We start from the raw sequence: 24,062 nt of genomic DNA, 5'->3' as shown, positions 1-24,062 counted from the left end.
GCGCCACACCGCCGTTCCCATCCAGCGGACCGAACTATCCGACCAGATCGCGCCGTCAGCAGCCTGCGCCGCGGGCCATCCGCGGTATCGCGGCCCCGGTGGGGAGTTCGATCCGACTCTCCGAGAGGGTGTTCTCGCGCACCGCGACATCGATGCTACGACGCAATTCGGGGCAGCTGTGGTCGCCGGCGAGGACATGACCTCGGGCGGCCGCGAACGGGCACGCTGCGGCGTCGGCCAGCCATTGGATCGAGGTATGCGCGTCGCTGAACTTCTCCACAGTTACGGCCAACCCACACGAATCACAGTTGAGCGGTTGCATCGTCATCGTTTCACACGCCGATCGTCGTGATGTCGTCGCCAAGAGGGAAATGCTCCACCCGACCGTACTTGCCCTTGTAGAAGATCAGCGGCGAATGCTCACTGACATGGATGTGCCGTACTCGGGACACCACGATGACGTGGTCGCCGGCGTCGTGTTCGGCATCGAGTTCAACCTCGAGCCACGCGAGCCCATTCTCGAGTACTGGGGCACCAGACGGTGAGGGCGACCAGGACAAATTTGCAAACTTGTCACCGCCGCGCGCCGCGAGGCTACGACACACCCCCTCCTGTGCATCCGAGAGAATGTTGACGACGTACCTTTCAGCGGTGCGGATCCGCGGCCACGACGAACTTGTCCGTGCAACACAGAACGCTATGAGTGGCGGATCCAGCGACACCGACGTGAACGAGTTCGCAGCAAGACCCACCGGAGCATCCGTCTCACGGTCGACTCCGGTAATTGCCACCACCCCGGTTGCGAAGTGACCCATAATATCTCGCATTTCGCGGGAGTCGAACGTGTCGACAACTTCATTGGTCATCGCGTCTCGCATCTCACTCACACCTTCCGCAGCCGCTCGTCTTCAGCGGTACCGATCATTGGTCACGAGGCGATCGCATATATCGCCCACCTAGTTCTCGTCGCCCACATAGAGGCTATCCAGCGCGCCAGCGAGGCGGCGTCCCCTTTCCCACTGGACGGGAGTCGAAGTGAGATCAAGCCATCGACGCGCAGGACAGTACCCATTCCGTCGTCAACGCTCGATGTGGCTCCGGTGTCCGCTGAGTAGGAGTCACAGTTTTCAGCATCGTCACGAACTCGTACTTTCTGCTCATGACCCAGTCCACACAGATCTCTCGTGACACCGCGCTTTCAACTGTGAGCAGATACCTCGAGGCAATCGCGGAGGCAACCTCGCCATCTCAGATCGCGGCCCTGTACACCGATGACGCCACCGTCGAAGATCCTGTGGGATCCGAACCCGTGCGCGGCAAAGACGCGATCGCGGCGTTCTTTGCTCCGCTCACCCAGTCCCAGCGGGACACCGAGCTTCTCAACTTTCGTCACTGTGGCGACTCTGCAGCCTTCCACTTCCGAGTGCGGACACACACTCCCGACGGCGTCGTTGAGATCGAGCCTCTGGATGTCATGACCTTCACCACGGACGGCCTGATCAGCTCGGCCAAGGCATATTGGTCACCCGAGGACGTGCGCATGGATTGAGGTCGACCGACCTCGGATCGCACGAAGACCACCAGCGAGAAGGGTCCACTGAATGGGCACCTCTCTATCCCCGACTGCACGGGTTCGATGAGGTGAACGGATCCGCGTATCGCACCGGACAGCGTTTCGAGACCCGGACGTTGTCCGCCATTCAGAAGGGAAGTCAATGAGCACGCTGTCCACCGTCACCGACTCGACCATCGACGAGGAGGTCGAGGTGACTGCCGAAGACCTGAGAGCAGCCATCGACCAGGCCGAGCCAGGTGCATTGTTGATGTCGATGGTCCACGTCACCGGTGACCTTGCCCTGCTCGACGAGTTCGAGGACATACTCGCCGACTCTCGGAGCGCCTCCGCCGGCGAGACCGCGAAGACCCATTACGGTGCTTCCAGCGATGCCGCGGTCGTCCTGCCAGGAGAGTTTCCGACCGACGTCGTCGTAGCGATCCGCAAGCGTGCTCACGAGGTGCTCACCACTGACGTGACCCCAAGATTAGGAGTTCCGGAACCCGGCCTCTTTCGTAGGATGGCGGCACTGTGCACCGTCAGCGAGGTGGACGACGAATTCATCCCGATCCTCCTGGAGCAGGGTGGCTTCGAACTGGGCCGGCGACGCGTACCGGTCACCAAGACTCCACCTGCCGACCTCGATGTGATCGTGATCGGCGCCGGAATGATCGGACTCAACGCAGCCGTCAAACTGGATGCGGCCGGGTTCGGATACAAGGTGTTCGAAGCCCGCGACGATATCGGTGGTACCTGGTCGCGCAATATCTACCCCGGCGCGGCAGTGGACACTCCCAGCCATTACTACTCGTATTCCTTTGAGTTGAACCCGAACTGGTCGAGGTACTACCCCACCGGCCCGGAGTACCTCGAGTACATGCATGCCGTCGCCGAAAAATATGACCTCATCAAGAACATCGAACTGTCAACGTCGGTGCTGTCGGCCGACTGGGATGAGGCGGAACAGAAATGGACAGTGGTCACAAGAGGTGCCGACGGGCGAATTCAGCATCATCGCGCGGCCGCGGTGGTCACCGCCCTGGGCGTTCTGAACTCCATCAACGTTCCGGACATCCCCGGTCTCGATACCTTCGACGGCACCGTGATCCACACCGCGGAGTGGGATCCGGAACTCGATCTGACCGATAAGCGAGTAGTGGTGATCGGCACCGGTTGCACTGCAGTGCAACTGGTCGCCAACATCGTTGATGACGTGGCAGCCCTCGCCGCGGTGGTGCGTAGTCCGCACTGGATCGTGCCCGAGAAGTCGGTGGTGAACGATGTTCCATCCGGTGAAAAGTGGGCGATGAAGCATCTTCCATACTTCCAGAACTGGTTCCGGCTCAAGGCCTACTGGCTGGCGTCTGACAACTTATACATGATGCCGCGCATCGACCCGGATTGGGCAGCAACGCATTTGTCTGTTTCCGCCCTCAACGACCGGGTGATGCAGGTGTCTCTGCGGTATCTCGATCAGACGTTTCCCGACCGCCCGGATCTCAAAGAGAAGATGACGCCGACCGTCCGACCATATGCCAAGCGCATCGTGAAGGATCCAGGCTTTCTCGAGGCCCTCAAGCGTGACCACGTGTCGCTCCACCGCGCATCTCCGACTTCGGTGCAACCCAACGGGGTGACCTTGAGCGACGGCGAGTTCGTGGAGGCCGACATCATCGTGCTTGCGACCGGATTCAAGGTCGAATATGCATCGTTCATCGACATCACCGGGCGAAACGGCGAAAAGCTGAGCGACCGATGGGATGGCGGAAACGACCCGCGCGCCTATCTCGGCATCCAGGTCGCGGGCTTCCCGAACCTGTTCGTCACTGCGGGACCAAATGCTGCACCGAATCATGGTGCGGGGCACAATATCACCAGCGAGGAACACGTCCACTACATTATCGAGAACCTCCAGTACCTGGTGGAGAACAACATGTCATCGGTCGACGTCAAACCCGAAGCCCTTGCCGCTTACAACGAGCGGGTCGACGAATCACTCGACAAGACGGTCTGGGCTCATCCGGGCGAAGGAGTGACCGGGTACTACCGCAATCAGCAGGGCCGCCCTATCGTTCCCTGCCCGTGGCGACTCGTCGACTACTGGACGATGCTGCGAGAACCGAACACCGACGACCTGGTGTACACCAGCCGCCGCGCCGAATGATGCGAATCGGGATCACCGCTCCCGTGGTGACCCGGTTCCCGGGAGCTCACAGTACATGGGAGACGAAAGCGGGGATCACCGAGCTCGCGCAGATCGCCTCGGCTGCAGACCACTTGGGGTTTCATCATTTCACCTGCAGTGAGCACGTCGCTGTTCCCGTCGAGATCGCGGTAGCGCGCGGCGGGACCTACTGGGATCCGTTGGCCACGCTCGGCTTTCTGGCAGCACGAACCGAGCGCATCAGGCTCGCCACTCAAGTACTCGTCCTTGGCTATCACCATCCGTTGGAGATTGCCAAGCGCTACGGGACGCTGGATGTCGTGAGCTCAGGTCGCTTGATCCTCGGTCTGGGCGTCGGTTCACTTCAGGAGGAGTTCGAGCTACTGGCCGTCCCTTTCGCCGACCGTGGCAAGCGGGCCGACGACGCTCTGGCTGCCTTGCGCGCCGCCATCTCGACCGCGGAACCTCAGTACAGTGGGGACTTCTTTGAGTTCTCCGACGTTGTTCTCGATCCGCATGCGATGCAGTCCCACGTTCCTTTCTGGATCGGTGGCCGTTCGGCACGCTCGTTGAGCAGGGCAGTCGAGCTTGCAGATGGATGGGTGCCATTCGGCCTGTCCGTCGAGGAACTCGTACATCTTCTCGGCACCAAGGACCTTCCGTCAGGTTTTGAGGTCGTGCTGTCCGTAGGCGGACTCGACCCGATCGGCGATGCCGACCGGTGCAGGCGGCATATCGATCAGTCAATCGAAGCTGGGGCAACAGTGATCGGCGCGAGCATCATCGCGTCATCAGCAAATCACTATTGCGATCAACTGGATGTTCTTGCACGCATGTACGACCTGACCGCAGCGCACGAGGGTTGAGCCGACTGCGAGCCGAAACCGGCGCCTACCCCGTCGCCAGGGCATGTTCGAGACCGGCCAACACGAGGCCGAAACTCCGGTGAAGTAGGTCTTCGGTGGTTTCCCGTTCTTGCGAAGTGACCCAGTGTTGGTAGGCATCTCGGGCCGCGTGCACGATGAGGTCCGCTGCCAGCAGGTGGAGGTAAGGATCTGAGTTCAGATCGAGATGGCGTGCAAGCAGACCTACGACAGCCATTCGTAGCGGTGGATCGACCTCCAGCCAGCGCATCTTGTAGGCCGGCGTCGTCAGCATCAGACCCAGGAATGTACGCAGCTCGGTCGTCATCGTGGACCCGTCCATCTCGGACAAGAACGCATCGACCAGCCCGTCGAGCAGACTGACCTCCGGCCCGGTCTCATCGAGCGCCGACACGATCGCGCTCGAACTCTTCGCGAAGATCGGTCGGACGACGTCTTCTTTCACCTCGAAGTGGCGATAGAACGTTCTGGGCGCAACTCCCACCGCACGGCAGATTTGCCCCACCGTCGCCGACGTGTTCCCGTCGGCGACGAACATGGAGAAAGCGGCCTCGGAGATCGTCAGCCGGAGCTCTTCAGCGCGCCGCTCGGTCAGCGTTTGTCGCGAAGGTGTCATGGATGCTCCCGGTCGTCGATGTGCGGCACATGAGGATAGCCACCCGGACGCGTCTTCAGTCCAACCCTGTTCACAGAAACCCATCCGGCACACTATGCCTACATGGCACAATGTGACACGAGCGTCAGCCCGCTCAATTCGACCGTAAGGAAGTCCCCATGTCACGCATTGAACACCCCGACGTGCTCGCGCCGGCCGCACTTGGTCCTGTGCGCTTGCGAAACCGCACGCTCAAGGCAGCCACCTACGAGAACATGGCCAGGAATGGCTTGGTCACCGACCAACTCATTGACTTCCATGTAGAACACGCACGCGGCGGCGTCGGGATGACGACGGTCGCCTATTGCGCCGTCACCCCTGACGGACGAATCGATCAGCACCAGATCCTGTGGCGGCCCGAGGCGATACCCGGCCTGAGGAGATTGACCGACGCTGTGCACGCCGAAGGAGCCGCCATCTCGGCGCAGATCGGTCACTCCGGCCCGGTGAACAACGGCAAGGCGACCCGCACGAAACCACTGTCGCCGAGCCGCTACTTCAACATGCAATTCCTGCGGATCGTGGCCGCGGCTTCCATAGACGATATCGAGCGCGTGATAAAGGCCCATGCCGCTGCTGCACGCATGGCGATAGAAACAGGATTCGACGCAGTAGAAGTTCACCTGGGCCACAACTATCTCGCCAGCTCATTCCTCAGCCCCAACATCAACCACCGAAAAGACGATTACGGCGGCTCCCTCAACAATCGCGCTCGGTTCGGACTACGAATCCTCGACGCCGTCCGCGACGTTGCACAGGACCAACTCGGGATCGTCGTGAAATTGAACATGGACGACGGTGTGCCCGGTGGGTTCTGGATCGACGAAGCAATGCAGGTCGCACAGTGGATCGAAAAGGCCGGCAGCGCAGATGCGCTCGAGATGACGGCTGGAAGCTCTCTGCTCAACCCGATGTATCTCTTCAAGGGCGACTCGCCGGTCAACGAGTTCGCGGCTGCGCTTCCGCAACCGGTCCGAACCGGCGTCAAGCTCATCGGCAAACACGTTCTGCGTGAATATCCCTACGCGGATGGCTACCTCATGGCCGACGCCCAGCAGATCCGATCCGCTGTATCGATGCCCATGATCCTGCTGGGCGGCGTCACCAATCGACAGACAATGGACGAGGCCATGGCGGCCGGTTTCGACTTCGTGGCCATGGGTCGAGCCTTGCTTCGCGAGCCCGACCTGATCAACCGGATCGCGGAAGACTCCGGTACCCGGTCGTTGTGCAATCACAACAACAAGTGCATGGTCACCATCTTCACCAATACCAGGTGCGTGCTGCGACCCGAGAACCAACTGACCCCGCAGGACGCGCCGTCCGAGCCGTCCGACGTGGCCACCCCCCTCGGTTTCGCCGGCTAGCGCGTTCGAAAAAACCGGGCCTCCCGGTGACAGGGATCAACAGTGGCCGGTCCCGTGACTGCGATGCGTTACTTGTGAAACTACGTCTAGGAGGCCCCCATGCCAGATCCCACGCTCATCCCGGTCAAGGCGTCATCGATCGACACCTGGTCGTATGAATCCGACGTACTGGTGGCAGGTTTCGGCATCGCGGGCGCCACAGCCGCCATCGAGGCCGCTCGCGCCGGCGCTGATGTGCTGGTACTGGAACGTCTTGGCGGCGCAGGCGGCGCGGCGGCGATGTCGGGTGGCTTCATCTACCTCGGAGGCGGCACCCCCCTACAGAATGCGCTGGGATTTGACGATTCGGCGGAGAACATGAAGGCGTTCATGAAGGCCGCGCTCGGGCCAGGTGTCGACGATGCCAAGATCGACGCGTACTGCGACGGCAGCGTCGACCACTTCAACTGGCTCATCGACGCTGGCGTGGTCTTCGATGAATCGTTCTGGGGTGAGCCGGGATGGGAGCCTCCTCACAGCGAAGGTCTCATGTACTCAGGCGGCGAGAACTCGGCACCCTTCAACAAGGTGATCCCACCCGCGCCACGCGGCCATCTCCCACGCAAGTCCGCATCTGACGACGGCGAGCAGGCCGGCGGTTACATGTTGATGAAGCCGCTGATCGAGACAGCGGAGGCCCTTGGCGCGCGAACCCTATACGACTCTCGCGTCCAAGCCCTGGTCATCGACGAGAACAATCGCGTCGTGGGCCTGACTGTCCGCCAGTACGGGGTGAGTATTGCGATCAAGGCCCGACGCGGCGTAGTTCTGGCCACCGGCAGTTTTGCCTACGACGACACCATGCTCCGTGACCACGCACCCCGAATTGAAGGTCGTCCCGCGGCGTCGATCGAAAGCCATGACGGCAGGGCAATCCTGATGAGCCAGGCGATCGGCGCCGCGACAGCCCACATGGATGCCACCGAGGTTGCCATCTTCTGCGACCCGCAACTGATGGCGAGAGGAATTCTCGTCAATGGACGAGGCCAGCGCTACATCAACGAGGACACCTACCCGGGACGCATCGCACAGGAAACCCTACTCCACCAGGGCGGTGACGCATTTCTGATCATCGACGAATTGTTGTATGAAAAGGCCCTGCAGACAGAGTCGACCAGCGCGATCATGCGAGGAACTCCCAAGTGGGTATGTGAGAGCGTAGAAGAGCTCGAGAACGAAATCGGCTTGCCGAAAGGATCACTGCAGTCGACAGTTGAGCTTTTCAACCACCACGCAGCATCGGGCTCCGACCCGGTGTTCTCCAAGAAGTCGGAGTGGCTCACCCCGATCACCACCCCGATCGCCGCCTACGATCTGCGGGGTATGACCGGTGGTTTCACCCTCGGCGGCCTCAAAACAACAGTGGATGCCGAGGTCCTGCACGTGTCGGGAGAACCTATACCAGGATTGTTCGCAGCCGGACGGTGCACCTCGGGTGTGTGCGCAGGTGGGTACGCAAGCGGAGCCAGCTTGGGAGACAGCAGCTTTTTCGGGCGCCGGGCCGGAAAGCGTGCAGCCGCCCGATGAACTGTGCTCGGAGTTGAACTGCAGACCACACGTGCTACTACGTCTGCCTGAGATCATCACGTACCGTCAGCCGACGACAGCGCTGTTCCTACGTGTCGCTGGATCGACGTAACATCACCACGTGCCGCATGACACTTCACTCGAGGCCGCCCTGTTGCGGATGATCAACCTGTTCATGTACTCATCACACAGCAATGCCGCTCGCCGCCGGTTCGAAACAGCCACCGGTCTCCTGCTACCGCGGTCGGGTATCGAGACACTTAACGTCCTTGCGCGGGGGCCGCGCGGGGCGAACGAACTTGCGAAGGCACTACGAACGGACTCGACACAATCGAGTCGCACTGTGGCAGCCCTTGTTCGTCAAGGCTTCGTCATCAAAGCACGGGGCACCGACGACCGCCGACAGGTCGTGCTGAAGCTTTCCGACTCCGGCGACGCCCTGATGCATCGGTGGCAGATGTCCTGGAAGGCGGAATTGCAGCGACCACTGGATACCTGGAATCACGAGGACGTCGAAACTCTCACTGAGTGGCTGCAGTGCGCGAGCACCCGGCTGACGCCGGTCATGGAGGCGCATGCCGGCCCCGATCTGGTCGATTTCGATTCGAGCGACCTCGACGCGACTCCACATCCGAGGCAAGCACCTATCGCCAAGAGCGAGGCTGCCCGTTGTACCGCATCAATTGCAGAAATCGTGTATCTGGTGGGTCGAGCCAATTTCGAGGATGTGCTGCGGGCCGTCGAGGTCACATTGACGCCGTCGCAGTATTTTGCCCTTGCCGATATCCAAAAGTTCAGCCCGACTACGATTTCCGATCTCGCCAGCCGACTCGACCTCGAACAGTCAGCGGCGTCGAGGGCAGTGAGCACACTGGACGAACAGGGTCTCATAAGACGTGAGCCGAATGGGGCCGATAGACGAAGCAAACAGCTCACCGCGACGCCGGCGGGGATTGATCTGCTCGTCAGGTCTCAGACAGCCCGACTCGATGACCTCCGAAAGCTGTTCTCTGACATTGAAAAACAGGTCGGCCGCCGGTACTCGGAACTGACCGAAAGATACCTCGATGACGTGCTAAGGACTGCCGACGTCGCCGCCGGACGTTACCTGTGACCAGGGCCTAACTCGCGTCAAGCAACTTTCGCAGCGGGGTTGATACGTCCGCCAACGCCTCACGAGTGATCGCGACCCGACGCGCGAGAGCCTTGCGTAGAACCAAGAAGTCGGCGGGAGAATTGACACATTCCGCTGCGATCATCGTGCCGGAATGAAGATAGATGACGGTGCGTCGATCCGCGCGTTTGAGATCCCTCCTGACGACGACATCATCGTGGTCGCGGATCAAGCCGGCCATCTGCAACTTGGTCGCGCCCTGCTCCGACCAGAACCAGGGGACAGAGCGCTCGGAGGACACTTCACCGAGTAGTGTGTCCGCGGCCAGGACCGCCTGTTGATCGGAGTTGTCGACCGACTCGAGCCGGACGAGGTCGGCCGCACCGGATGTCGGATAGGGCTGCACGGTGCAATCACCGATGGCAATGGTCACTCCGTCCGAGGTCACACACCGGTGATCGACGATGACGCCTCCGGTCGCCGCGCAACGCAATCCCATGGACCGCGCCAACTCATCACGCGGTGTCACCCCCACCCCGACCACGACCGTCGCCGCGGGAATCAGACGATCATCGTCAAGCCGCACGCCGACAATCCGATCATTTTCGGTCACAATCCCTTCGGGCCGACAGCCCAGTTCGATATCGATGCCCTTGGACATGTGCTCGGCCGCGAACCACGCAGCTGTCTCGGGCCCGACAGCCCGGCCCATCAGTCCCGGCCCGACCTCGACCACGGTGCAATCACCACCAAGATCCTTGATCGTCGCCGCGACCTCCAGGCCGACGAAACCACCTCCGACCACGACCACAGGTCCGCTACGCAGTCGCTTCTTCAACCTCAACGCATCCTCGAGGTCGCGAAGGACCAACACATCCCGGTGATCGGCTCCAGGGATCGACAATCGTCTGGGGCGCGCACCGGTCGCAAGAACCAGTCTGTCGAACTCGTACGTGGCCGAGATACTCGCACCGTCCACGATATCTCGCCCCCGCGATGCTCGCGTTCGCACGACACCGCGCCCATCGGCCCTCCGCTCGACCTCGACAACCCGCTCTCCCGACCTCAGATTGATGTCGTTGTCACGGAAATAGCCCTCACCGCGGAGAGCGATACCGTGCATGTCGATTTCGCCTTTGAGAAAGGCCTTCGACAGTGGCGGACGATGGTACGGCGAATGACGCTCGCTACCGATAAGTGTCAGCGGGCCCTGATGGCCACCTGCTCGCAACCGGTCGGCCACGGCAATCCCGGCGTGGGAGGCACCCACGACCACCACCCGGGTCCCATACGGTGTCGCTGCCCCGGTGGCCAGGCTCGGCGCGTCAGAGCTGTTCATCAGGAAGTGTCACATGCACATCGATACCGTCAGCCAAGATCAGCTGGCACGACAACCTGGAGTTCTCCTGGCGGTCGGTCGCGGTGCATTCAAGCATGTCCTCCTCGTCCTCCACCGCGTCTTCGAAGTTGCAGAGTTCGTCAGCAGCGAGGAAGACATGACAACTGGCGCAGGAGAGCACGCCTCCACATTGACCGACGATGCCCGATACCCCATTACGGACAGCGGTCTGCATCACCGAGTCGCCGACGGCGCCTTCGATGACCTTCTCCGCACCGTTCGTTTGCATGAAAAACACTTGCGGCACAGATCCCCCTACCAGGTCACAGGCAGCGAAGTGATCGGCTGCGTCAAGTTGGTCTCGTCAACGACGACCTCTCCGGCCAGCGCCAGGTCCGGCAGTCGCTTGAAGAGCTCGCTGATGGCAACCTGCAACTCCATCCGCGCCAGGGGGGCGCCCAGACAGTGGTGCAAGCCATAACTCAGTGTCAGATGCGGGTTTTGTGTGCGGAGCACATCGAACTTCTCACTATGAGCGACTGCAGCAGGATCGTGTCCCGCAGAACCTGGATCGACCAGGATTGCGTCACCGCGTGCCACCAGGACACCGTCGAACTCGACGTCTGCGGTCGCGATGAAAGGAACCAACCCACCGGCACCGGCGACAGGTCGCCCAAGCTCGAATCGTCCGTGTCGCAGCACTTCTTCGACTGCAGTTGGGACGACGCCGTCGACGTCGTCGAGGAGAATCTTCAACTGATCCGGGTTGTGCAGGAGTGAGAGCACACCGGAACAGATGAAGTTTGCGGTGTTGTCGAATCCCCCGATAATGAGGATGAGTGCGATAGGCAGGATCTCCGCATCGGTCAGGGTTTCGTCGCGATCGCGCGCATTGGCCAGATCGCTGAGCAGGTCTTCCCGGGGTTCGCGCCGACGCTCCTCAATGAGAGCCAGCATGTACTGAACCAACTCGATCATGTTGGCTTCGACTTCTTCCTGCGGCATGTTGGCCACAGAAAGCGTCGCTGAACTCCACTTTTGGAATTTCGCTCGATCCTCGGGCGGGACACCCAACAGATTGCTGAGCATCTGGATCGGTAGTGCCACTGCATAGTCCTCGACAAGATTGCTCGGGCCACCCCGGACTATCATCGTGTCGATCAATGAGTTGGCGAACTCGACGGCGGAGTCGCGCATCCCGCGTACGCGTTTGGGAGAGATCGCGCGCTGCACCAATTTCCGCAGCTTGGTGTGATGCGGCGGATCTTCGAACTGAATGGTCGACCGAAGGAAGTCCGGGAATTCCACGAAGTAGGGCACCTGGCGTTCACCCGTTCGGAACGGCTGCCGGACGAACCGCTGGTCGGCGAGCATCATGCGCGCAATGTGCTCACGGTGGATCACCCAGACATCCCCACCAAATGGCATCGTCATCCTGGTCATCGGACGCTCCGTGGCAATCGCCTTCAAACGGGCCGCGGCCGCGGTCGACTCTACCGGTGCGAACGGGTAGGTCGTGTCGATTGTTGGTTCATCAACACTGGTCATGGGAGTCTCCTCGAGATCGTTCAAGTCGCAAAATTGTCATCATGTTGCCGGAACCTGCTGTGTTTCAATGATTTGGGCTACGGCATCGGGTGTGATCGACATGATCTCGTCGAACCTCGAGGCAATGGACTCCACACTCAGATCCGGTTCGGTGATGCCCACGGTGTTGAGCATTGCCAGCCGCTTCACGGCTCCGCCCGCCACCGTGAACACCTCGCCCGTGACCGTGGAAGAAGGGTGAACCAGGTAGGCGCCCATCGGTGCCACGAACTCGGGCCGCAGGCTGTTCATCAGGTAGTCCAAGATTTCTGGTGACAGACTTCCGGCCGACGCTTCAGCCATACGGGTACCTGCGCCCGGGGCGATGGCGTTGACCTTGATACCGGCGTCGAGCCCCTCGATCGCGAGGTTCCTGGTGAGCCCGAACACCGCCGCCTTGGAACTCCCGTAATGGGTCATCATCGGATTGCCCAGCATCGCAGCAGAAACCGTGTTCACAATCCGGCCTTTGCCGGACGCGACCAGATGCGGCCATGCGGCACGAGAGACCCGAAGCGAACCGAAGTAGTGGACGTCAAGGTGCCGCTGGTACTCGTCGTCAGAAACATCGAGAAATCCGGCAGTCCGCACGATGCCGGCATTGTTGATCACCGCGTCCAGGTGCCCGAAAGAATCCAGCGCAGAATCGACAAGTGCGCGCGCACCTTCTTCTCTGGACACGTCGGCGCCGCACGAAACCGCCCGGCCACCTGCGGCTGTGATCTCCGAGGCCACGGCGCTTGCCGGATCGTCTCCGTCCACCCCGGATCCGTCGGTTGAAGCGCCCAGGTCGCCTACAACGACTGCCGCGCCCCGGGCGGCCAACAAGAGGGCGTATTCGCGGCCGATGCCTCGACCTGCTCCGGTGACGATCACCGAGCGACCATCGAATCGCAATTCCTGCATAGTGTTCTCCTCGTTTGCGTAGCTGTTCAGGGTCGGGTCTGGCCGGCACCAACTTCGACCTGGGCGGTCCAAATGCCGGCCTTTGCCTCTCGTGCCGACTTTTCGAAGTCGAAGACCTCTACCCCGACGGTGATGTAGAGCGTGCGGCGATCGGCCCCTCCCAGCAGGCAGGCCGAGCCGACGCCGCTGGCCAAGGGGATCGGGATCGCGTCGGTGATCGTCCCGCCCTCGATGAAGCGCACCACATACCCGCTGCCCGGCATCGCGACCCACACTCCCCCTTCTGCGTCCAGGCACATCCCGTCGGGAAGGAAGGGACATTCGGCGAACACCCGTTGACTCGCCAGCGAGCCGTCTGCGGCCCGGTCCATCACCAGAATTCGGTTGGCGAAGGCCTCGGCCGTGAAGACCTGAGATCCGTCCTCTGTGATCGCGATTCCGTTGGCACCCAACAGCGGACCGATCGAATCTGCAGTCGACGGCGCACCCGTCGGATCAACGACGACGATCGGCGACGGCGACGGCTCTGCCCCATTGAACACGTCGAATCCCAGCTGCGTCACGTAAACGAAGCCGTCGGCGGCGACCACCATGTCGTTTATCGGTCCGGGCGCGAGATCGCTGAGGTCTGCATAGACGGAGAGGGCAGTCGGACTGGAACCGTCGTGAATGAGTACCAACTTCTCGTGCATCGACGTCACGACCATCTCTCCGCTCGGTAGCCAGCCGAACCCGCCGAGAACGATCGGTACGGTCGAATGCCTCGCGCGACCGGTCGCGTCGACGGCCACCTTCACCTCACCAGCAGAGTCGATGGTTTTCAGTGTCGAGGTGTACATGTCCGAGAACCAGAAGAGGCCATCGTGCCAGCGCGGGCATTCCGGCCAGGAGAATCCCTGGGCGATCTCCTGAGCATCGATACGGCGAGCGTCTGCAACGGCATCAGCGACGGTGATCATATTTGTTTCGTCCTTGCCAGGTTCGAAGGTATTTTGATGCGCCACAGAGTATTCGCAACCGGAAGGACGGAACGCGGGAACTGACGGGTCCAGTCCGTGCTGTTTGTCGAGAACAATAAACGTGGCGCAGACCACACTAGCAAGTGCATGCACTTTGTCAACTAGTCGAGCCCGAACCCTCACGCATTCCCGGGGAGCGGGAGTTCATGTGTCACTGCACGAACCAGCGGTCCTATCCTGGTTTCGGACCCGGCCATCTGACAGGCCCCAAGACCCCGACGTAAAGGCACCCACAATGCCGCAACCGATGACCTCGGCCAGGTCTCGGGGTACATCCCAATCCCTGGATCGCAGCGCCTTACGGCGCTCCCAGGTCGTGCATGTCATTCTGCGCGAAAGACTACGAGCTGCCCATATCGACGACCGCGGCAACTCGACGTCGAGTTCGATGTCAACCGGGACTACCCGATGCGTAACCCCGGCAAGAATGCGCCGCCGGTTGGGCAGGGGGTGCTGCTGCCTGGAACACAGCGAATGATGACGATTTCGGAACTTGCGAGCGACTCGACTTCCCAGGTGAGTGCTGAGTTCTACTGCACAACGGTGGGTGATAGTGGCCCACCGAGCCACGTCCAGAAGCCGTCGATGGATGCTTGGGAACGCCGGGTGATTGCAGGTGCATCCGATCATGCTGCGACCCAAGCACTCCACGGCCGGGGCCCCGGCGGCATCCAATTCCAAATCACGTGGCTGGAACCTGACGTCGAGCTCGAGCGAGTGATGGCCCCCGGCATCGAGCCCACCCGAACGCCGGACATCGACACCGAGATCGACCGCTACGGTGCGACCACCCCCGGTGGCCCACGAAACGGCCTAGAATCGATGATGCGCATCAGCGGTTGCGCCTGCAGTCTCTGATCGCGTCACCGACTGCATGATCAACGCGGGTATCGAGGCCAAGATCAACGCCTGTTCAATCGAATTGACACAGCGGATGGCCACGTCCACCGCAATGCTGAATGGCACCATGGACATGACGAAGTAGCTGCTCGCCGTGATCGCGATGCCGACGTAAAGAGGTGGCTTCGACCCACGATATGCCGCTGGTCGAGAGGCAATGGGAGGACACATCATCATGATGAGACCCCCGTCCGGTGGCCTCTGCTCTCTCCACACGGGCCTCAAGATCCTCTTCAAACATGTCGGTCGACAGACTCGCCGTCGACTTCAGCGGTTGACTCTACTGATCACCGATTCGGCAAACATGTTGAGGCTGTCCACCTCCTGCGAAAGCGGTTCGGTATCGATCCCGACGACATAGGGTGTCCGGAAGCCTACGACCACATCGGTGACTCCCCTGTCCTCGAGGCGCTTACAACCATCGGGAGAGTACGCGTCCGGAGAGCCCGCGTGAATCTCGAATGGTTCATCGAGCTTGCCCTCCGCCTTCCGGATTGCATGGATCTTGTCGAGCAACAGATCGAGTTCTCCGGGCGGCCCTCCTCCGTACATCCAGCCATCGCCGCGAGTCACCGCGCGCTTGAGCGCGGCATCGGCATGTCCACCGACCAGCAACGGAATCGGCTTGCTCGGCGCCGGGTTCATCTTGATTCTGGGAATGTCGTAGAACTCACCATGGAACTCGAAATACTCACCTGTACCCAGCCCCCGAACGATGTCCATACATTCGTCCATGCGCTTACCTCGACGCTTGAAATCAACGCCCATGATGCCGTAGTCCTCGACCCAGGGGCTGGTTCCCACACCGAGCGCAAACCGATTTCGTGTTATGACCGCGACTGACATCGCCTGTTTTGCCACCAACGCCGGCGGGCGAACAGGGAGTTTCAGAACAAACGGAATGAATCGAATTTTTTCCGTCACCGCACCCAATGCCGCCGCCATAACGAATGTCTCGACGAATGCCTTGTCCTCGAGAAACTCGCGGCTGCCATCTTCGGTGTACGGATACCTCGAATCTGACTCTTCGGGGTAGGCGATGGAATCCGGGATGACGAATCCTTCGTAACCCGCGCCTTCGGCGGCTATCGCCAACGGTGAATAGAAGTTGGGATCTGTCATCGCCTCGGCGAAAGTGAATCGCATAACTGTGTCCTACTCTCCTAGTGCAGTAGCTGATTTCGCAGAATTCAGACGATCTGCTGCTTCACCCGATCCACGCGATCCTGCCAGTAATTGAGCCACTCCGGCGCCGGGAAGATGTGAGTTTTGCGTTCGGCCATTCCCTGTACCACCAGATCGGCCACTCGCTGTGTAGATATACCGGAGTCGATGTCGGCGTTGACCTGTTCACGGAGCGACTCCAGCTCAGGATCTGCTTGTGCCCTTGGAACATGCCCCGCAGGCGCGTTGCGCTCGTCGTCCCTGATGCTGGTGGCCGTATACGCCGGGCAAAGTACTGCAACCCCGACGTGCGGATATTCCGTCGCGAACTCGTTCGCCATTGTCTCTGACAGCGCTACCACTGCTGCCTTGGAAGCGACGTAGGGATGAAGGGGTGCCGTCGTGACAAAGCCCGCCATCGACGCAGTGTTGACTATGAATGCCTCGTCTTGTTCAGCGAGTATGGGCAAAAATATGTTGCAACCGTTGATTACTCCCCACAGGTTGACACCTAGAGTCCAACGCCAGGTCACCAGACTTGTCGTGGCGAATCGCTGCATGCCGCCGACACCTGCGTTGTTGCACAGCACGTGGACGGCGCCAAAGCGCTCGACTGCGGAATCTGCAAGTGCGCGAACCGATTCTTCAACGGCGACGTCGGTGTGAACCGCGAGCACCTCGCCATGCTCGGCCAGCTCGCTCGCCGCGCGGTCCAGGTCGTCTGCATCGATGTCAGCAATGACAACCTTCATACCGTCCTGCAGAAACCGCTCGGCAAGACCGTAGCCAATCCCATTTGCTCCACCGGTAACCACGGCTACCCGGCCGTTCAGGTTCTTCACGCGACCCTCCCCATAGCTGCTGCTCTACCTCTCTCGAAGTGAGACCCGCCTGCGTCAGAAGACACTTCCGAGTCCCGCCTGCCAATCAACACGACGATCCAGGGCGACCTTGTCGTAGGCGTTCAAGACCAAGGTGGAATTGGCTTCTCCAAAGACGGTTCCGAAGTTTTCTCGGACAAGCTCTGGGGTCAGCCGGCCCTCACCCGCGTCATAGCCTGGTGTGACGGCGACGAAGACGCGGCGCATGATGTCTCCCCCGGTAGCGAACATCTCGCCTGACACGGCCACGTCACGATGTGCGAGGTAGCCGACCGGCGCTGCTGCGGATTCTGGAGGGTAATAGCGCTCCATTCCATGGGAAATCGCGTCACCCATCAGCTTGGTCATCCTGGCCGCAGCCGTTGGCATCACGCAGTTGACCTTGATGTCCTTGTCCTGAGAAGTCGCTCGGTACGCAAGGTTTCGAGTCAGTCCCCAGGTGGCACCCTTGGCCGCCGGATATCCAGCGGAGCTGTTCATTCCCAGAAAAGCGGACGATGAAACATTGACAATGCGTCCATAGTTTCGATCCCACATATGTCGCCACACGGCCTTCGTGACGAAGAAGGTCCCTCCTGCGGCCACCATCAGGTCTGTGCAGAAGTCATCGTCGGTGTTCTCGTCGATTGGCCCGCGAGCAACGACAGCACCGGCGTTGTTGATGACAATGTCCACCTGTCCCCACGTATCCATCGCTTGTTTCACAATAGATTTGCCACCGGGGCCTGTCGCCACCGAGTCGAAGTTGGCTTCCGCTATGCCGCCGGCGGCCACGATCTCCTGTGCCGTTCGGGCGGCAGGGCCCCTGCTCGCGCCCGCGCCGTGCATGTCGCCACCGAGATCATTGACCAGAACCCGAGCTCCACGAGCAGCAAGCAACCGCGCATAGGCACGCCCTAGACCATTTCCCGCGCCCGTCACGATGGCGACCTGTCCGTCGAACCTGCATTCGCTCAACATTGCTCCTTTGAATGATGTCGGCTGCTGCGAATCTAGCGGTCGGAACTCCTTGGAGCCATCCACCGGCCCACTGGACGGAACCTTTCGTGAACAATGCACTCAGCATGCCGTTTCAGGCTACTGCAGAACAACATTGGTCAATCTGACGGTCTACGCCAAACCCGCGACGAGTCGAGTGGCCACGGCTGGTTCTTGCTGGACAGCTCAAGCGAACGCATCCGCCACCAACGACTCGCAATGGTGCCGCGATCAGGTTTCGCTGAAGTCGAACCCGTAAGTTTCACGCAACGATCGCTTCAAAATTTTGCCGGATGGATTCTTGGGTAGATCTTGCGCTATCACCACCTGTTTGGGTGTCTTGTAGCCTGCCAGCAATGTTCGAGTGTGCTGGATGACGTCCGTTTCGGTCAGCGGACTTCCCGGCTTTGGCACAACCACTGCAACCACTGCTTCGACCCACGTCGGATGGGTGACTCCGAACACCGCAACCTCGGATACGCCTTCCAGCAAATAGATCGCCTCTTCGACCTCGCGGCTCGCGACATTCTCGCCACCGCTCTTGATCATGTCCTTTTTGCGGTCGACGATATGGAGCATGCCGTCATCGTCGAAGTATCCGAGGTCGCCTGAGTGGAACCACCCACCACGAAAGGCCTCGGCGGTCTTCCCCTCGTCGTTGAAGTACCCGAGCATGGTCTGCGGCGATCGATGAACCACTTCCCCCACTTCGCCCGAGCCGACGGGCAGATCATCAAGATCGTGAATGCGCGTCTCGACGTTCAGTACCGGCCGCCCTGCCGCCCCCGGGTGGGATAGCTGATACTCGGGCGTGAGTATCGTCGCTGTTGGTGACATTTCGGTCTGTCCGTACAGATTCCACAGGCGAACGTCTGGCAGACGTGCCTGGATCTCCTTCAGGATCTCGACCGGCATCGCGGATGCACCGTAGTATCCCTTGCGCAGCGACGACAGGTCGTATTCATCGAACCCCGGCGCGCGCAGCAGGCTTATCCACACCGTCGGCGGCGCGAACAGCTTCGTGACGCCACGCGCTTCGATGGTTCGGAGGAGTGTGACCGGTTCGGGCGCGGGCACGATGATGTTGGTGGCGCCGAGGTAGATGTCGGTCCCGAGAAAGCTGTCCAGTTGCGCACAGTGGTACAGCGGCAGTGAGTGCAGCTCGACATCGTCCCCTGACATACCACCGTCAATCGCACACGAGACGTATTGCCACATCAGCGCGCGACTGGACAGCAGCGCGCCCTTCGGCTTCGACTCCGTACCGGACGTGAACATCATCCTGATCGGATCGTCGTCGCCGATGTTCACGTCGGGTGCGTCGGCGTCTCTGTCGATCCAGGTCTGGAGATCTTCCCACCCACGTGGGACAGCATCAGACGACGAACGGATGGCGTACCGTTCGGTTACTGACCCGGCGCTCTGCGACAGCGCTTGGACTGCTGTTGGGACCAACTCATCTTGAGCAATGAATGCTCTGGCCGAACTGAAATCGACGATGAACGCGATCTCGCTTGGTCGCAGCATGAAGTTGATCGGCACCAAAATCACACCAGCGCGCGCTGCCGCGAATGCGACGATCGCAAACTGCCAGCAATTGCGCGAAAACAGAGCCAATCGGTCGCCCTGTACCAAACCTGATTCGCTCATCGCGCCCGCTGTTCGATCGACCATGTCGGCGAAGTCGTCGTACGTCAACTCGACGTTGCCGTCGACGATCGCAACCTTACCCGGGAACCTCTGCGCCGCCCTGCGAGGCAGGCTACCGAGCGAATGTGCGCGTGCCTGATCAATGTGCAACGGTGATATCATCATGCTCCTTCAATCGACATTCGGTCTCCTCGTGTCTCACCCACGGGACTCCGAGAAGCATGGATTCGGCGGATGGAAACCTCGCACTTGCTGCACCCACAAGTGACCGCTATACAACTGGCGCCCTCACATGTGGGTACCACCGTCGATCCGAACCTCGGTACCGGTGATGAACGCACCGTCATCCGACGCCAGCATCGCGACCACACTTGCGACCTTGTCTGGGCCTGCCATCCCGGGAGCTTGATCTACATCACCGCCAGTCGGTGTACCTATCAGGACCGGCTGCAGTTTCGCGAACAATGAGAAGTCGGCGTCGTCAGGAATGCCCGGTGCCGCGGTCATTCCTGAGGTTATGCTCCCTGGCGCCACTGATACAGCACGAATTCCCTTGCTCGCATATTCGAGTGCGACGGCGTGCGTGAGCGACCAGATTCCGCCCTTGCTCGCCGCGTATGCTGCCATGTAGGGATGGGCGAAAGTCGCCGAAGTCGAGGTGAAGTTCACGATCACACCGTGCCCCGATTCAATGAGCGCCGGCAGTGACTCACGGATCATCAGGAACGTCCCGGTGAGATTGATTCGAAGGATTTCGTCCCAGTCCTCGAGCGGCATCGCATCGGTGTGCGCGCTGCGTAGAATTCCCGCCGCGTTCACGAGAACGTCCAGTCCGCCAAGACTCTTCGTCGCGAAAGCGACACCTTGCCTCACTGAGGTTTCGTCACCGATATCGATCACGTGGGTCGTCAACCGATCCCCGTACCCCGATTCGGAGGCAACCGAATCGGTCACGTTCAGACCGGCCTCCACCACGTCCGCAGCGACAACTGCAGCTCCCTCGGCGAGCAAGCGCAGCACTGATGCCCTACCGATTCCCGAGGCGGCGCCCGTCACCAGAACCCGCCGACCTTCGAACCGATTCATGTCTTGCTCCTCATCTGCTATGACTGCCCGAATCAGCGGCGACCCCATCCCGGGCCACCGGTCGCGCTTGAAAGACCCATGATGCCGGTCAATAGAGTTGGAAGATCATCACGTTCCCACCAGATGGAAGCTCGATGTTCGGAACAGCCCAGCGTTTGATCGGGCGGACCGAGAACTGGCAGCACGTCGAACACAGCAAGGCGACGGTGCACTGCGGCTGGAACAAATACCGCAACACCGCTTGCGTGTTCACGATCCGGCGTCGTCGTCGGCACATGTCACCGCAGTGCCGCTTCGGCTGCTGCCAGCCGGCTGTCGATTTCACGCTCCAAGATTGTCAGATCGACTGTCGCGGCACCCATTAACTCTTGCCTGTATCTCCGATGGATACCGACGCTGATACAGGCCCACTTCCATTCGGCGAGACCAACGAAGTACGGAAGGTCGGCCAACTCTCGACCGGTAGCCTTCTGATAGGCGCTCAATATCTCATCAACGCCCGGAAAGCCCTCCACCGTTGATGGCGCTTGCAGAATCCGCGGCTCGGTGTCGCCCGGTGGTCGCCAACTGGCGACCAGCCAACCGACATCGGCCAGAGGACTACCTAGCGTAGCCAACTCCCAATCCAGAACCGCTGCGATCGAACCGTCGTCGGCGAAAATGCAGTTCCCCATCTTGAAATCACCGTGTACGAGGGTGACCTCGGTCTCCGCAGGCCTCTGGGTCATCAGCGCAGTCTCGATCGCTGCGAACTGCGGCCACCGCTCGAGGTCATTCGGCTGCAGTCCCCGACGCATCGCCCGGAGCTGGCGTCCGATGAAGTCCTCCTGCCGCGCGAGGTCGCCGACTCCCGTCCCCACCAGATCGATGCCATGGAGCTGAGCGAGCGTCGGAGCCATCGAGTGTCCTGTCGCCCATCGCATTCGGTCCGAGAGCTGTGTGGCATCGGAAGCATCCCCGCACAACGTTCCCTCGACAAAGCGCATCATGAAGAACGGCGCTCCGGCCACGCTCCGGTCGCCGCAATAGGCGAGCATCGCCGGGACAGGAAGCCCAGACGCCTGCAATCGTTCCAGAAATCGGTACTCGCGCTCGATGTTGTGGGACTGGGCGACGTCCCCGCCGGGTGGCCTTCGCAGGCAGTAGCGTTCACCCGCTGCAGTCTCCAGCCCGATCGTGATGTTGGATCTTCCTCCGGCCAGAAGCCACGCCTTCACCGGCCTACCGAGGTTGGAATGTTCGGCCTTCAGCCATTCCGCAAGCCGTGGGAGGTCGAGATCGACCTCAACGGTGTACATTCATTCACTCCATTTCGCTCCGAGCGGTCCTCGATTCGGGCGCTGTCCTCGTAGGCCACTTCACCATGCCCAACCTCGAAGATGACCCGCCGCGTCTGAAGCGTCCGCGGGATCTGGGACAGTCACAAGCCTTGGGACCGCTCGGCGGGAGGCAGCGATGCGTCGATGAGCAAAGAGGTCGGGTCATACCCCTTCGCAACCACTTTCGCCCACTGGATGGAACGTCCCCTTGTCGACGTCCACGCGCACTGACTTAATGCGACGTGAAGTCGCCGGGGTCTGGCGCACCGCTGGTCATCCAGCAACCAAGAGCGCCGTCATCGTCAGAACAGGGAGCGTGCAGTGCCAAAGAGAAGTCGCCTTTTAGCAGTCGTGAGCGCGGGGGCCGCGCTGTCGTTGATGCTCTCCGCGTGCTCGGGGGGCAAGGAGTCTGCACAGAACGAGCCTGCCGGCGACCCAGCGCGAGGCGGCACTCTGACCTACGCGTTCAACACCGAAGCCCAGTCCGTCGATCCGGTGACCTGTGCGCTCGGGATCGGACTGGGGCCCTGCCAGGCGATCTACGGCGCGCTCATGTACTACAACATCGACAGCCGCGAGTTTCAGCCCGGCATGGCGGAATCGTTCACGACGCAAGACGGCAAAGAATGGACACTCAAGCTCCGACCCAATCTGACATTCACCGACGGCACACCGTTTGATGCAGATGCCGTTGCCTTCAACTGGAACCGTGCGCTGGATCCGGCGCTGCTGTCACCGAGCGCCGCTGCTGCGACCGGGATCACCTGGCAGGTATCCGATCCAACGACCCTACTGGTCACTTCCAAGAAGGTTGATTATCAGCTCCCGAACTACATCGCGGAAGATTTGGCGTTCGTCGGCTCGCCCACCGCAATCAAGGAGAAGGGGAAGGACTTCGGTAACGCACCAGTCGGAGCTGGACCGTTCATCATGACGAATTGGGCCCGCGGCACCCAGATGACCCTCGACCGCAACCCCCAGTATTGGGATCAACCCAGGCCGTACGCAGATCGGCTGGTGATCAAAACGATTCCTGCCGACGACCAGCGTTACAACGCTCTTCAGGCGGGCGAGATAAACGTCATGGCAGTCACATTGAAGAAGTACGCGGATCGCGCCGAAGCAGCAGGCATGAACGTCAGCGAAGCGACGATGATGGGTGGCACGGGTGTCCAGATAAGCGACAGGGGTCCACTCGCAGACCCGCGAGTGCGCGAAGCCGTCGGAAAAGTCTTCGACAATGAGCAGATCATGAACGCCGTCTATCCCGGCGAAGACGTTGCCACCGGATTCACCCCCGCCGACAGCCCCTTCTATGACCAGTCATCAGAATGGCCCGCCCAAGATATCGCCGGCGCTCAGAAGCTGATCGACGACTACCGTGCGCAGACCGGCGGACAGGATGTCGAACTCACATTCACGACCACAGCAGGCAGTCCGGTGCTCACACAGGTTGGAGAACTGTTGCAGGCACAGTTCGCCAAGGTGAACGGATTGAACCTGAAGATCGTCGCACTCGACGGCGGAGCGTTCTACTCCGCGTTGACATCCGGAAATTACGACCTCATCATCAGCTCGCTGGGTGGCGCAAATCCCGAGAACCTGTACAAAGTGTTCACCACGGACGGACCCAGCAACACCTCGGGATTCTCCGATCCGGGCGTTGACCAAGCCCTCGAACTCACCCATACGTCCAACGATCCCGACACCGTCAACAAGGCATACGCGGACGCGATCGGCGGAATCGTGGATGCCAACGCGTACCGGTTCTGGCGTCATGCCAAGACCTACCTGATCTCGCCTTCGGACGTCAACGGCATCGAAAACCTCTACTCCTATTGGTTCCGGTCAGACCTGGCATGGGTGCAGCAGTAGCACCGAACGCATCGTCTTTCGATACTGTGCCCCATCGTTTCCCCGGCATCCAA

22 protein-coding genes are annotated in these 24,062 nt (G+C 60.8%); 8 read left to right on the top strand and 14 right to left on the bottom strand.

Annotated features, from left to right (window positions below):
* Positions 1-55 precede the first annotated feature (55 nt).
* Together DFR67_RS21585 and DFR67_RS21580 are read right to left on the bottom strand one after the other, a co-directional pair.
* Entirely contained in the window at positions 56-328 is a 273-nt protein-coding gene (locus DFR67_RS21585; RefSeq protein WP_110471534.1) for a hypothetical protein, read from the bottom strand.
* Positions 329-332: 4 nt separating this feature from the next.
* On the bottom strand, positions 333-878 hold the full coding sequence (locus DFR67_RS21580) for a flavin reductase family protein (RefSeq protein ID WP_110471572.1): 546 nt from the start codon (positions 876-878) through the stop codon (positions 333-335).
* A 281-nt stretch (positions 879-1,159) separates the two neighbouring features.
* On the opposite strand from DFR67_RS21580, the gene DFR67_RS21575 reads away from it, so the two are divergent.
* From DFR67_RS21575 to DFR67_RS21565, 3 genes are all read left to right on the top strand, one after another.
* Positions 1,160-1,549 (top strand): nuclear transport factor 2 family protein, encoded by a 390-nt coding sequence (locus DFR67_RS21575; RefSeq protein WP_110471533.1) that lies wholly within the window; start codon positions 1,160-1,162, stop codon positions 1,547-1,549.
* 166 nt (positions 1,550-1,715) lie between these two features.
* Positions 1,716-3,719 carry a flavin-containing monooxygenase gene (locus tag DFR67_RS21570; RefSeq protein WP_110471532.1) on the top strand — a complete coding sequence of 668 codons (2,004 nt, stop codon included), beginning with the start codon at positions 1,716-1,718 and terminating at the stop codon, positions 3,717-3,719.
* Positions 3,719-4,585, top strand: coding sequence for a TIGR03619 family F420-dependent LLM class oxidoreductase (locus DFR67_RS21565; RefSeq protein ID WP_110471531.1), 867 nt, complete (start codon positions 3,719-3,721; stop codon positions 4,583-4,585). The genes DFR67_RS21570 and DFR67_RS21565 overlap by 1 nt, the downstream gene beginning before the upstream one ends.
* 25 nt (positions 4,586-4,610) lie before the next feature.
* Here DFR67_RS21565 and DFR67_RS21560 read toward each other — a convergent pair whose 3' ends face one another.
* A complete protein-coding gene (locus DFR67_RS21560; RefSeq protein ID WP_084836765.1) occupies positions 4,611-5,219 on the bottom strand; it encodes a TetR/AcrR family transcriptional regulator in 609 nt (202 codons plus the stop codon).
* Between the two features lie 158 nt (positions 5,220-5,377).
* Here DFR67_RS21560 and DFR67_RS21555 point away from each other — a divergent pair, with 158 nt between their 5' ends.
* The 3 genes from DFR67_RS21555 to DFR67_RS21545 all read left to right on the top strand — a co-directional run bounded on the left by DFR67_RS21555 (position 5,378) and on the right by DFR67_RS21545 (position 9,305).
* Entirely contained in the window at positions 5,378-6,625 is a 1,248-nt protein-coding gene (locus tag DFR67_RS21555; protein ID WP_110471530.1) for an NADH:flavin oxidoreductase, read from the top strand.
* A 99-nt stretch (positions 6,626-6,724) separates the two neighbouring features.
* The gene (locus tag DFR67_RS21550; protein ID WP_110471529.1) at positions 6,725-8,191 is read left to right on the top strand and encodes an FAD-dependent oxidoreductase; all 1,467 of its coding nucleotides are present in this window, start codon (positions 6,725-6,727) and stop codon (positions 8,189-8,191) included.
* A 121-nt stretch (positions 8,192-8,312) separates the two neighbouring features.
* The gene (locus DFR67_RS21545) at positions 8,313-9,305 is read left to right on the top strand and encodes a MarR family winged helix-turn-helix transcriptional regulator (protein ID WP_245938076.1); all 993 of its coding nucleotides are present in this window, start codon (positions 8,313-8,315) and stop codon (positions 9,303-9,305) included.
* 7 nt (positions 9,306-9,312) lie between these two features.
* Here the strand turns inward: DFR67_RS21545 and DFR67_RS21540 are convergent, their stop codons facing one another.
* Genes DFR67_RS21540 through DFR67_RS21520 form a run of 5 tightly spaced genes read right to left on the bottom strand, consistent with a single transcriptional unit; the run spans position 9,313 to position 14,096 of the window.
* Entirely contained in the window at positions 9,313-10,644 is a 1,332-nt protein-coding gene (locus DFR67_RS21540; RefSeq protein WP_110471528.1) for an NAD(P)/FAD-dependent oxidoreductase, read from the bottom strand.
* Complete coding sequence (locus tag DFR67_RS21535) at positions 10,631-10,933, bottom strand: 2Fe-2S iron-sulfur cluster-binding protein (RefSeq protein WP_110471570.1); 303 nt, start codon at positions 10,931-10,933, stop codon at positions 10,631-10,633. The genes DFR67_RS21540 and DFR67_RS21535 overlap by 14 nt, the downstream gene beginning before the upstream one ends.
* Positions 10,934-10,959: 26 nt before the next feature.
* The gene (locus DFR67_RS21530; RefSeq protein ID WP_110471527.1) at positions 10,960-12,192 is read right to left on the bottom strand and encodes a cytochrome P450; all 1,233 of its coding nucleotides are present in this window, start codon (positions 12,190-12,192) and stop codon (positions 10,960-10,962) included.
* Between the two features lie 39 nt (positions 12,193-12,231).
* Positions 12,232-13,137 carry an SDR family NAD(P)-dependent oxidoreductase gene (locus DFR67_RS21525; protein ID WP_110471526.1) on the bottom strand — a complete coding sequence of 302 codons (906 nt, stop codon included), beginning with the start codon at positions 13,135-13,137 and terminating at the stop codon, positions 12,232-12,234.
* Between the two features lie 26 nt (positions 13,138-13,163).
* Positions 13,164-14,096, bottom strand: coding sequence for an SMP-30/gluconolactonase/LRE family protein (locus DFR67_RS21520; RefSeq protein ID WP_110471525.1), 933 nt, complete (start codon positions 14,094-14,096; stop codon positions 13,164-13,166).
* Positions 14,097-14,672: 576 nt separating this feature from the next.
* On the opposite strand from DFR67_RS21520, the gene DFR67_RS21515 reads away from it, so the two are divergent.
* Positions 14,673-15,014, top strand: coding sequence for a hypothetical protein (locus DFR67_RS21515; protein ID WP_146240497.1), 342 nt, complete (start codon positions 14,673-14,675; stop codon positions 15,012-15,014).
* Between the two features lie 309 nt (positions 15,015-15,323).
* Here DFR67_RS21515 and DFR67_RS21510 read toward each other — a convergent pair whose 3' ends face one another.
* The 6 genes from DFR67_RS21510 to DFR67_RS21480 all read right to left on the bottom strand — a co-directional run bounded on the left by DFR67_RS21510 (position 15,324) and on the right by DFR67_RS21480 (position 22,113).
* On the bottom strand, positions 15,324-16,202 hold the full coding sequence (locus tag DFR67_RS21510) for an LLM class flavin-dependent oxidoreductase (protein ID WP_110471523.1): 879 nt from the start codon (positions 16,200-16,202) through the stop codon (positions 15,324-15,326).
* 44 nt (positions 16,203-16,246) lie between these two features.
* Positions 16,247-17,062 (bottom strand): SDR family NAD(P)-dependent oxidoreductase, encoded by an 816-nt coding sequence (locus tag DFR67_RS21505; RefSeq protein WP_110471522.1) that lies wholly within the window; start codon positions 17,060-17,062, stop codon positions 16,247-16,249.
* A gap of 54 nt (positions 17,063-17,116) precedes the next feature.
* A complete protein-coding gene (locus DFR67_RS21500; RefSeq protein ID WP_146240496.1) occupies positions 17,117-18,124 on the bottom strand; it encodes an SDR family NAD(P)-dependent oxidoreductase in 1,008 nt (335 codons plus the stop codon).
* A 186-nt stretch (positions 18,125-18,310) separates the two neighbouring features.
* The gene (locus DFR67_RS21495) at positions 18,311-19,891 is read right to left on the bottom strand and encodes a fatty acyl-CoA synthetase (protein ID WP_245938075.1); all 1,581 of its coding nucleotides are present in this window, start codon (positions 19,889-19,891) and stop codon (positions 18,311-18,313) included.
* Between the two features lie 126 nt (positions 19,892-20,017).
* Positions 20,018-20,815 carry an SDR family NAD(P)-dependent oxidoreductase gene (locus DFR67_RS21490; RefSeq protein WP_110471569.1) on the bottom strand — a complete coding sequence of 266 codons (798 nt, stop codon included), beginning with the start codon at positions 20,813-20,815 and terminating at the stop codon, positions 20,018-20,020.
* A 278-nt stretch (positions 20,816-21,093) separates the two neighbouring features.
* Positions 21,094-22,113 carry a phosphotransferase family protein gene (locus DFR67_RS21480; RefSeq protein ID WP_110471518.1) on the bottom strand — a complete coding sequence of 340 codons (1,020 nt, stop codon included), beginning with the start codon at positions 22,111-22,113 and terminating at the stop codon, positions 21,094-21,096.
* Between the two features lie 372 nt (positions 22,114-22,485).
* Here DFR67_RS21480 and DFR67_RS21475 point away from each other — a divergent pair, with 372 nt between their 5' ends.
* Positions 22,486-24,009: an ABC transporter substrate-binding protein gene (locus DFR67_RS21475; protein ID WP_245938074.1), complete on the top strand. Its 1,524-nt coding sequence runs from the start codon at positions 22,486-22,488 to the stop codon at positions 24,007-24,009.
* Positions 24,010-24,062: the final 53 nt, after the last annotated feature.

This window comes from Williamsia limnetica (assembly GCF_003217475.1).
GTDB classification, from domain to species: Bacteria; Actinomycetota; Actinomycetes; order Mycobacteriales; family Mycobacteriaceae; genus Williamsia; species Williamsia limnetica.
This window is presented reverse-complemented; position numbering and strand designations above follow the sequence as displayed.

What these genes read in the sequence shown, in the direction of transcription:
- DFR67_RS21585 (WP_110471534.1), bottom strand. Translation starts at nt 328, where the DNA reads ATGACGATGCAACCGCTCAACTGTGATTCGTGTGGGTTGGCCGTAACT.
- DFR67_RS21580 (WP_110471572.1), bottom strand. Translation starts at nt 878, where the DNA reads ATGCGAGACGCGATGACCAATGAAGTTGTCGACACGTTCGACTCCCGC.
- DFR67_RS21575 (WP_110471533.1), top strand. Translation starts at nt 1,160, where the DNA reads ATGACCCAGTCCACACAGATCTCTCGTGACACCGCGCTTTCAACTGTG.
- DFR67_RS21570 (WP_110471532.1), top strand. Translation starts at nt 1,716, where the DNA reads ATGAGCACGCTGTCCACCGTCACCGACTCGACCATCGACGAGGAGGTC.
- DFR67_RS21565 (WP_110471531.1), top strand. Translation starts at nt 3,719, where the DNA reads ATGCGAATCGGGATCACCGCTCCCGTGGTGACCCGGTTCCCGGGAGCT.
- DFR67_RS21560 (WP_084836765.1), bottom strand. Translation starts at nt 5,219, where the DNA reads ATGACACCTTCGCGACAAACGCTGACCGAGCGGCGCGCTGAAGAGCTC.
- DFR67_RS21555 (WP_110471530.1), top strand. Translation starts at nt 5,378, where the DNA reads ATGTCACGCATTGAACACCCCGACGTGCTCGCGCCGGCCGCACTTGGT.
- DFR67_RS21550 (WP_110471529.1), top strand. Translation starts at nt 6,725, where the DNA reads ATGCCAGATCCCACGCTCATCCCGGTCAAGGCGTCATCGATCGACACC.
- DFR67_RS21540 (WP_110471528.1), bottom strand. Translation starts at nt 10,644, where the DNA reads ATGAACAGCTCTGACGCGCCGAGCCTGGCCACCGGGGCAGCGACACCG.
- DFR67_RS21535 (WP_110471570.1), bottom strand. Translation starts at nt 10,933, where the DNA reads ATGCAAACGAACGGTGCGGAGAAGGTCATCGAAGGCGCCGTCGGCGAC.
- DFR67_RS21530 (WP_110471527.1), bottom strand. Translation starts at nt 12,192, where the DNA reads ATGACCAGTGTTGATGAACCAACAATCGACACGACCTACCCGTTCGCA.
- DFR67_RS21525 (WP_110471526.1), bottom strand. Translation starts at nt 13,137, where the DNA reads ATGCAGGAATTGCGATTCGATGGTCGCTCGGTGATCGTCACCGGAGCA.
- DFR67_RS21520 (WP_110471525.1), bottom strand. Translation starts at nt 14,096, where the DNA reads ATGATCACCGTCGCTGATGCCGTTGCAGACGCTCGCCGTATCGATGCT.
- DFR67_RS21510 (WP_110471523.1), bottom strand. Translation starts at nt 16,202, where the DNA reads ATGCGATTCACTTTCGCCGAGGCGATGACAGATCCCAACTTCTATTCA.
- DFR67_RS21495 (WP_245938075.1), bottom strand. Translation starts at nt 19,891, where the DNA reads ATGATATCACCGTTGCACATTGATCAGGCACGCGCACATTCGCTCGGT.
- DFR67_RS21490 (WP_110471569.1), bottom strand. Translation starts at nt 20,815, where the DNA reads ATGAATCGGTTCGAAGGTCGGCGGGTTCTGGTGACGGGCGCCGCCTCG.
- DFR67_RS21480 (WP_110471518.1), bottom strand. Translation starts at nt 22,113, where the DNA reads ATGTACACCGTTGAGGTCGATCTCGACCTCCCACGGCTTGCGGAATGG.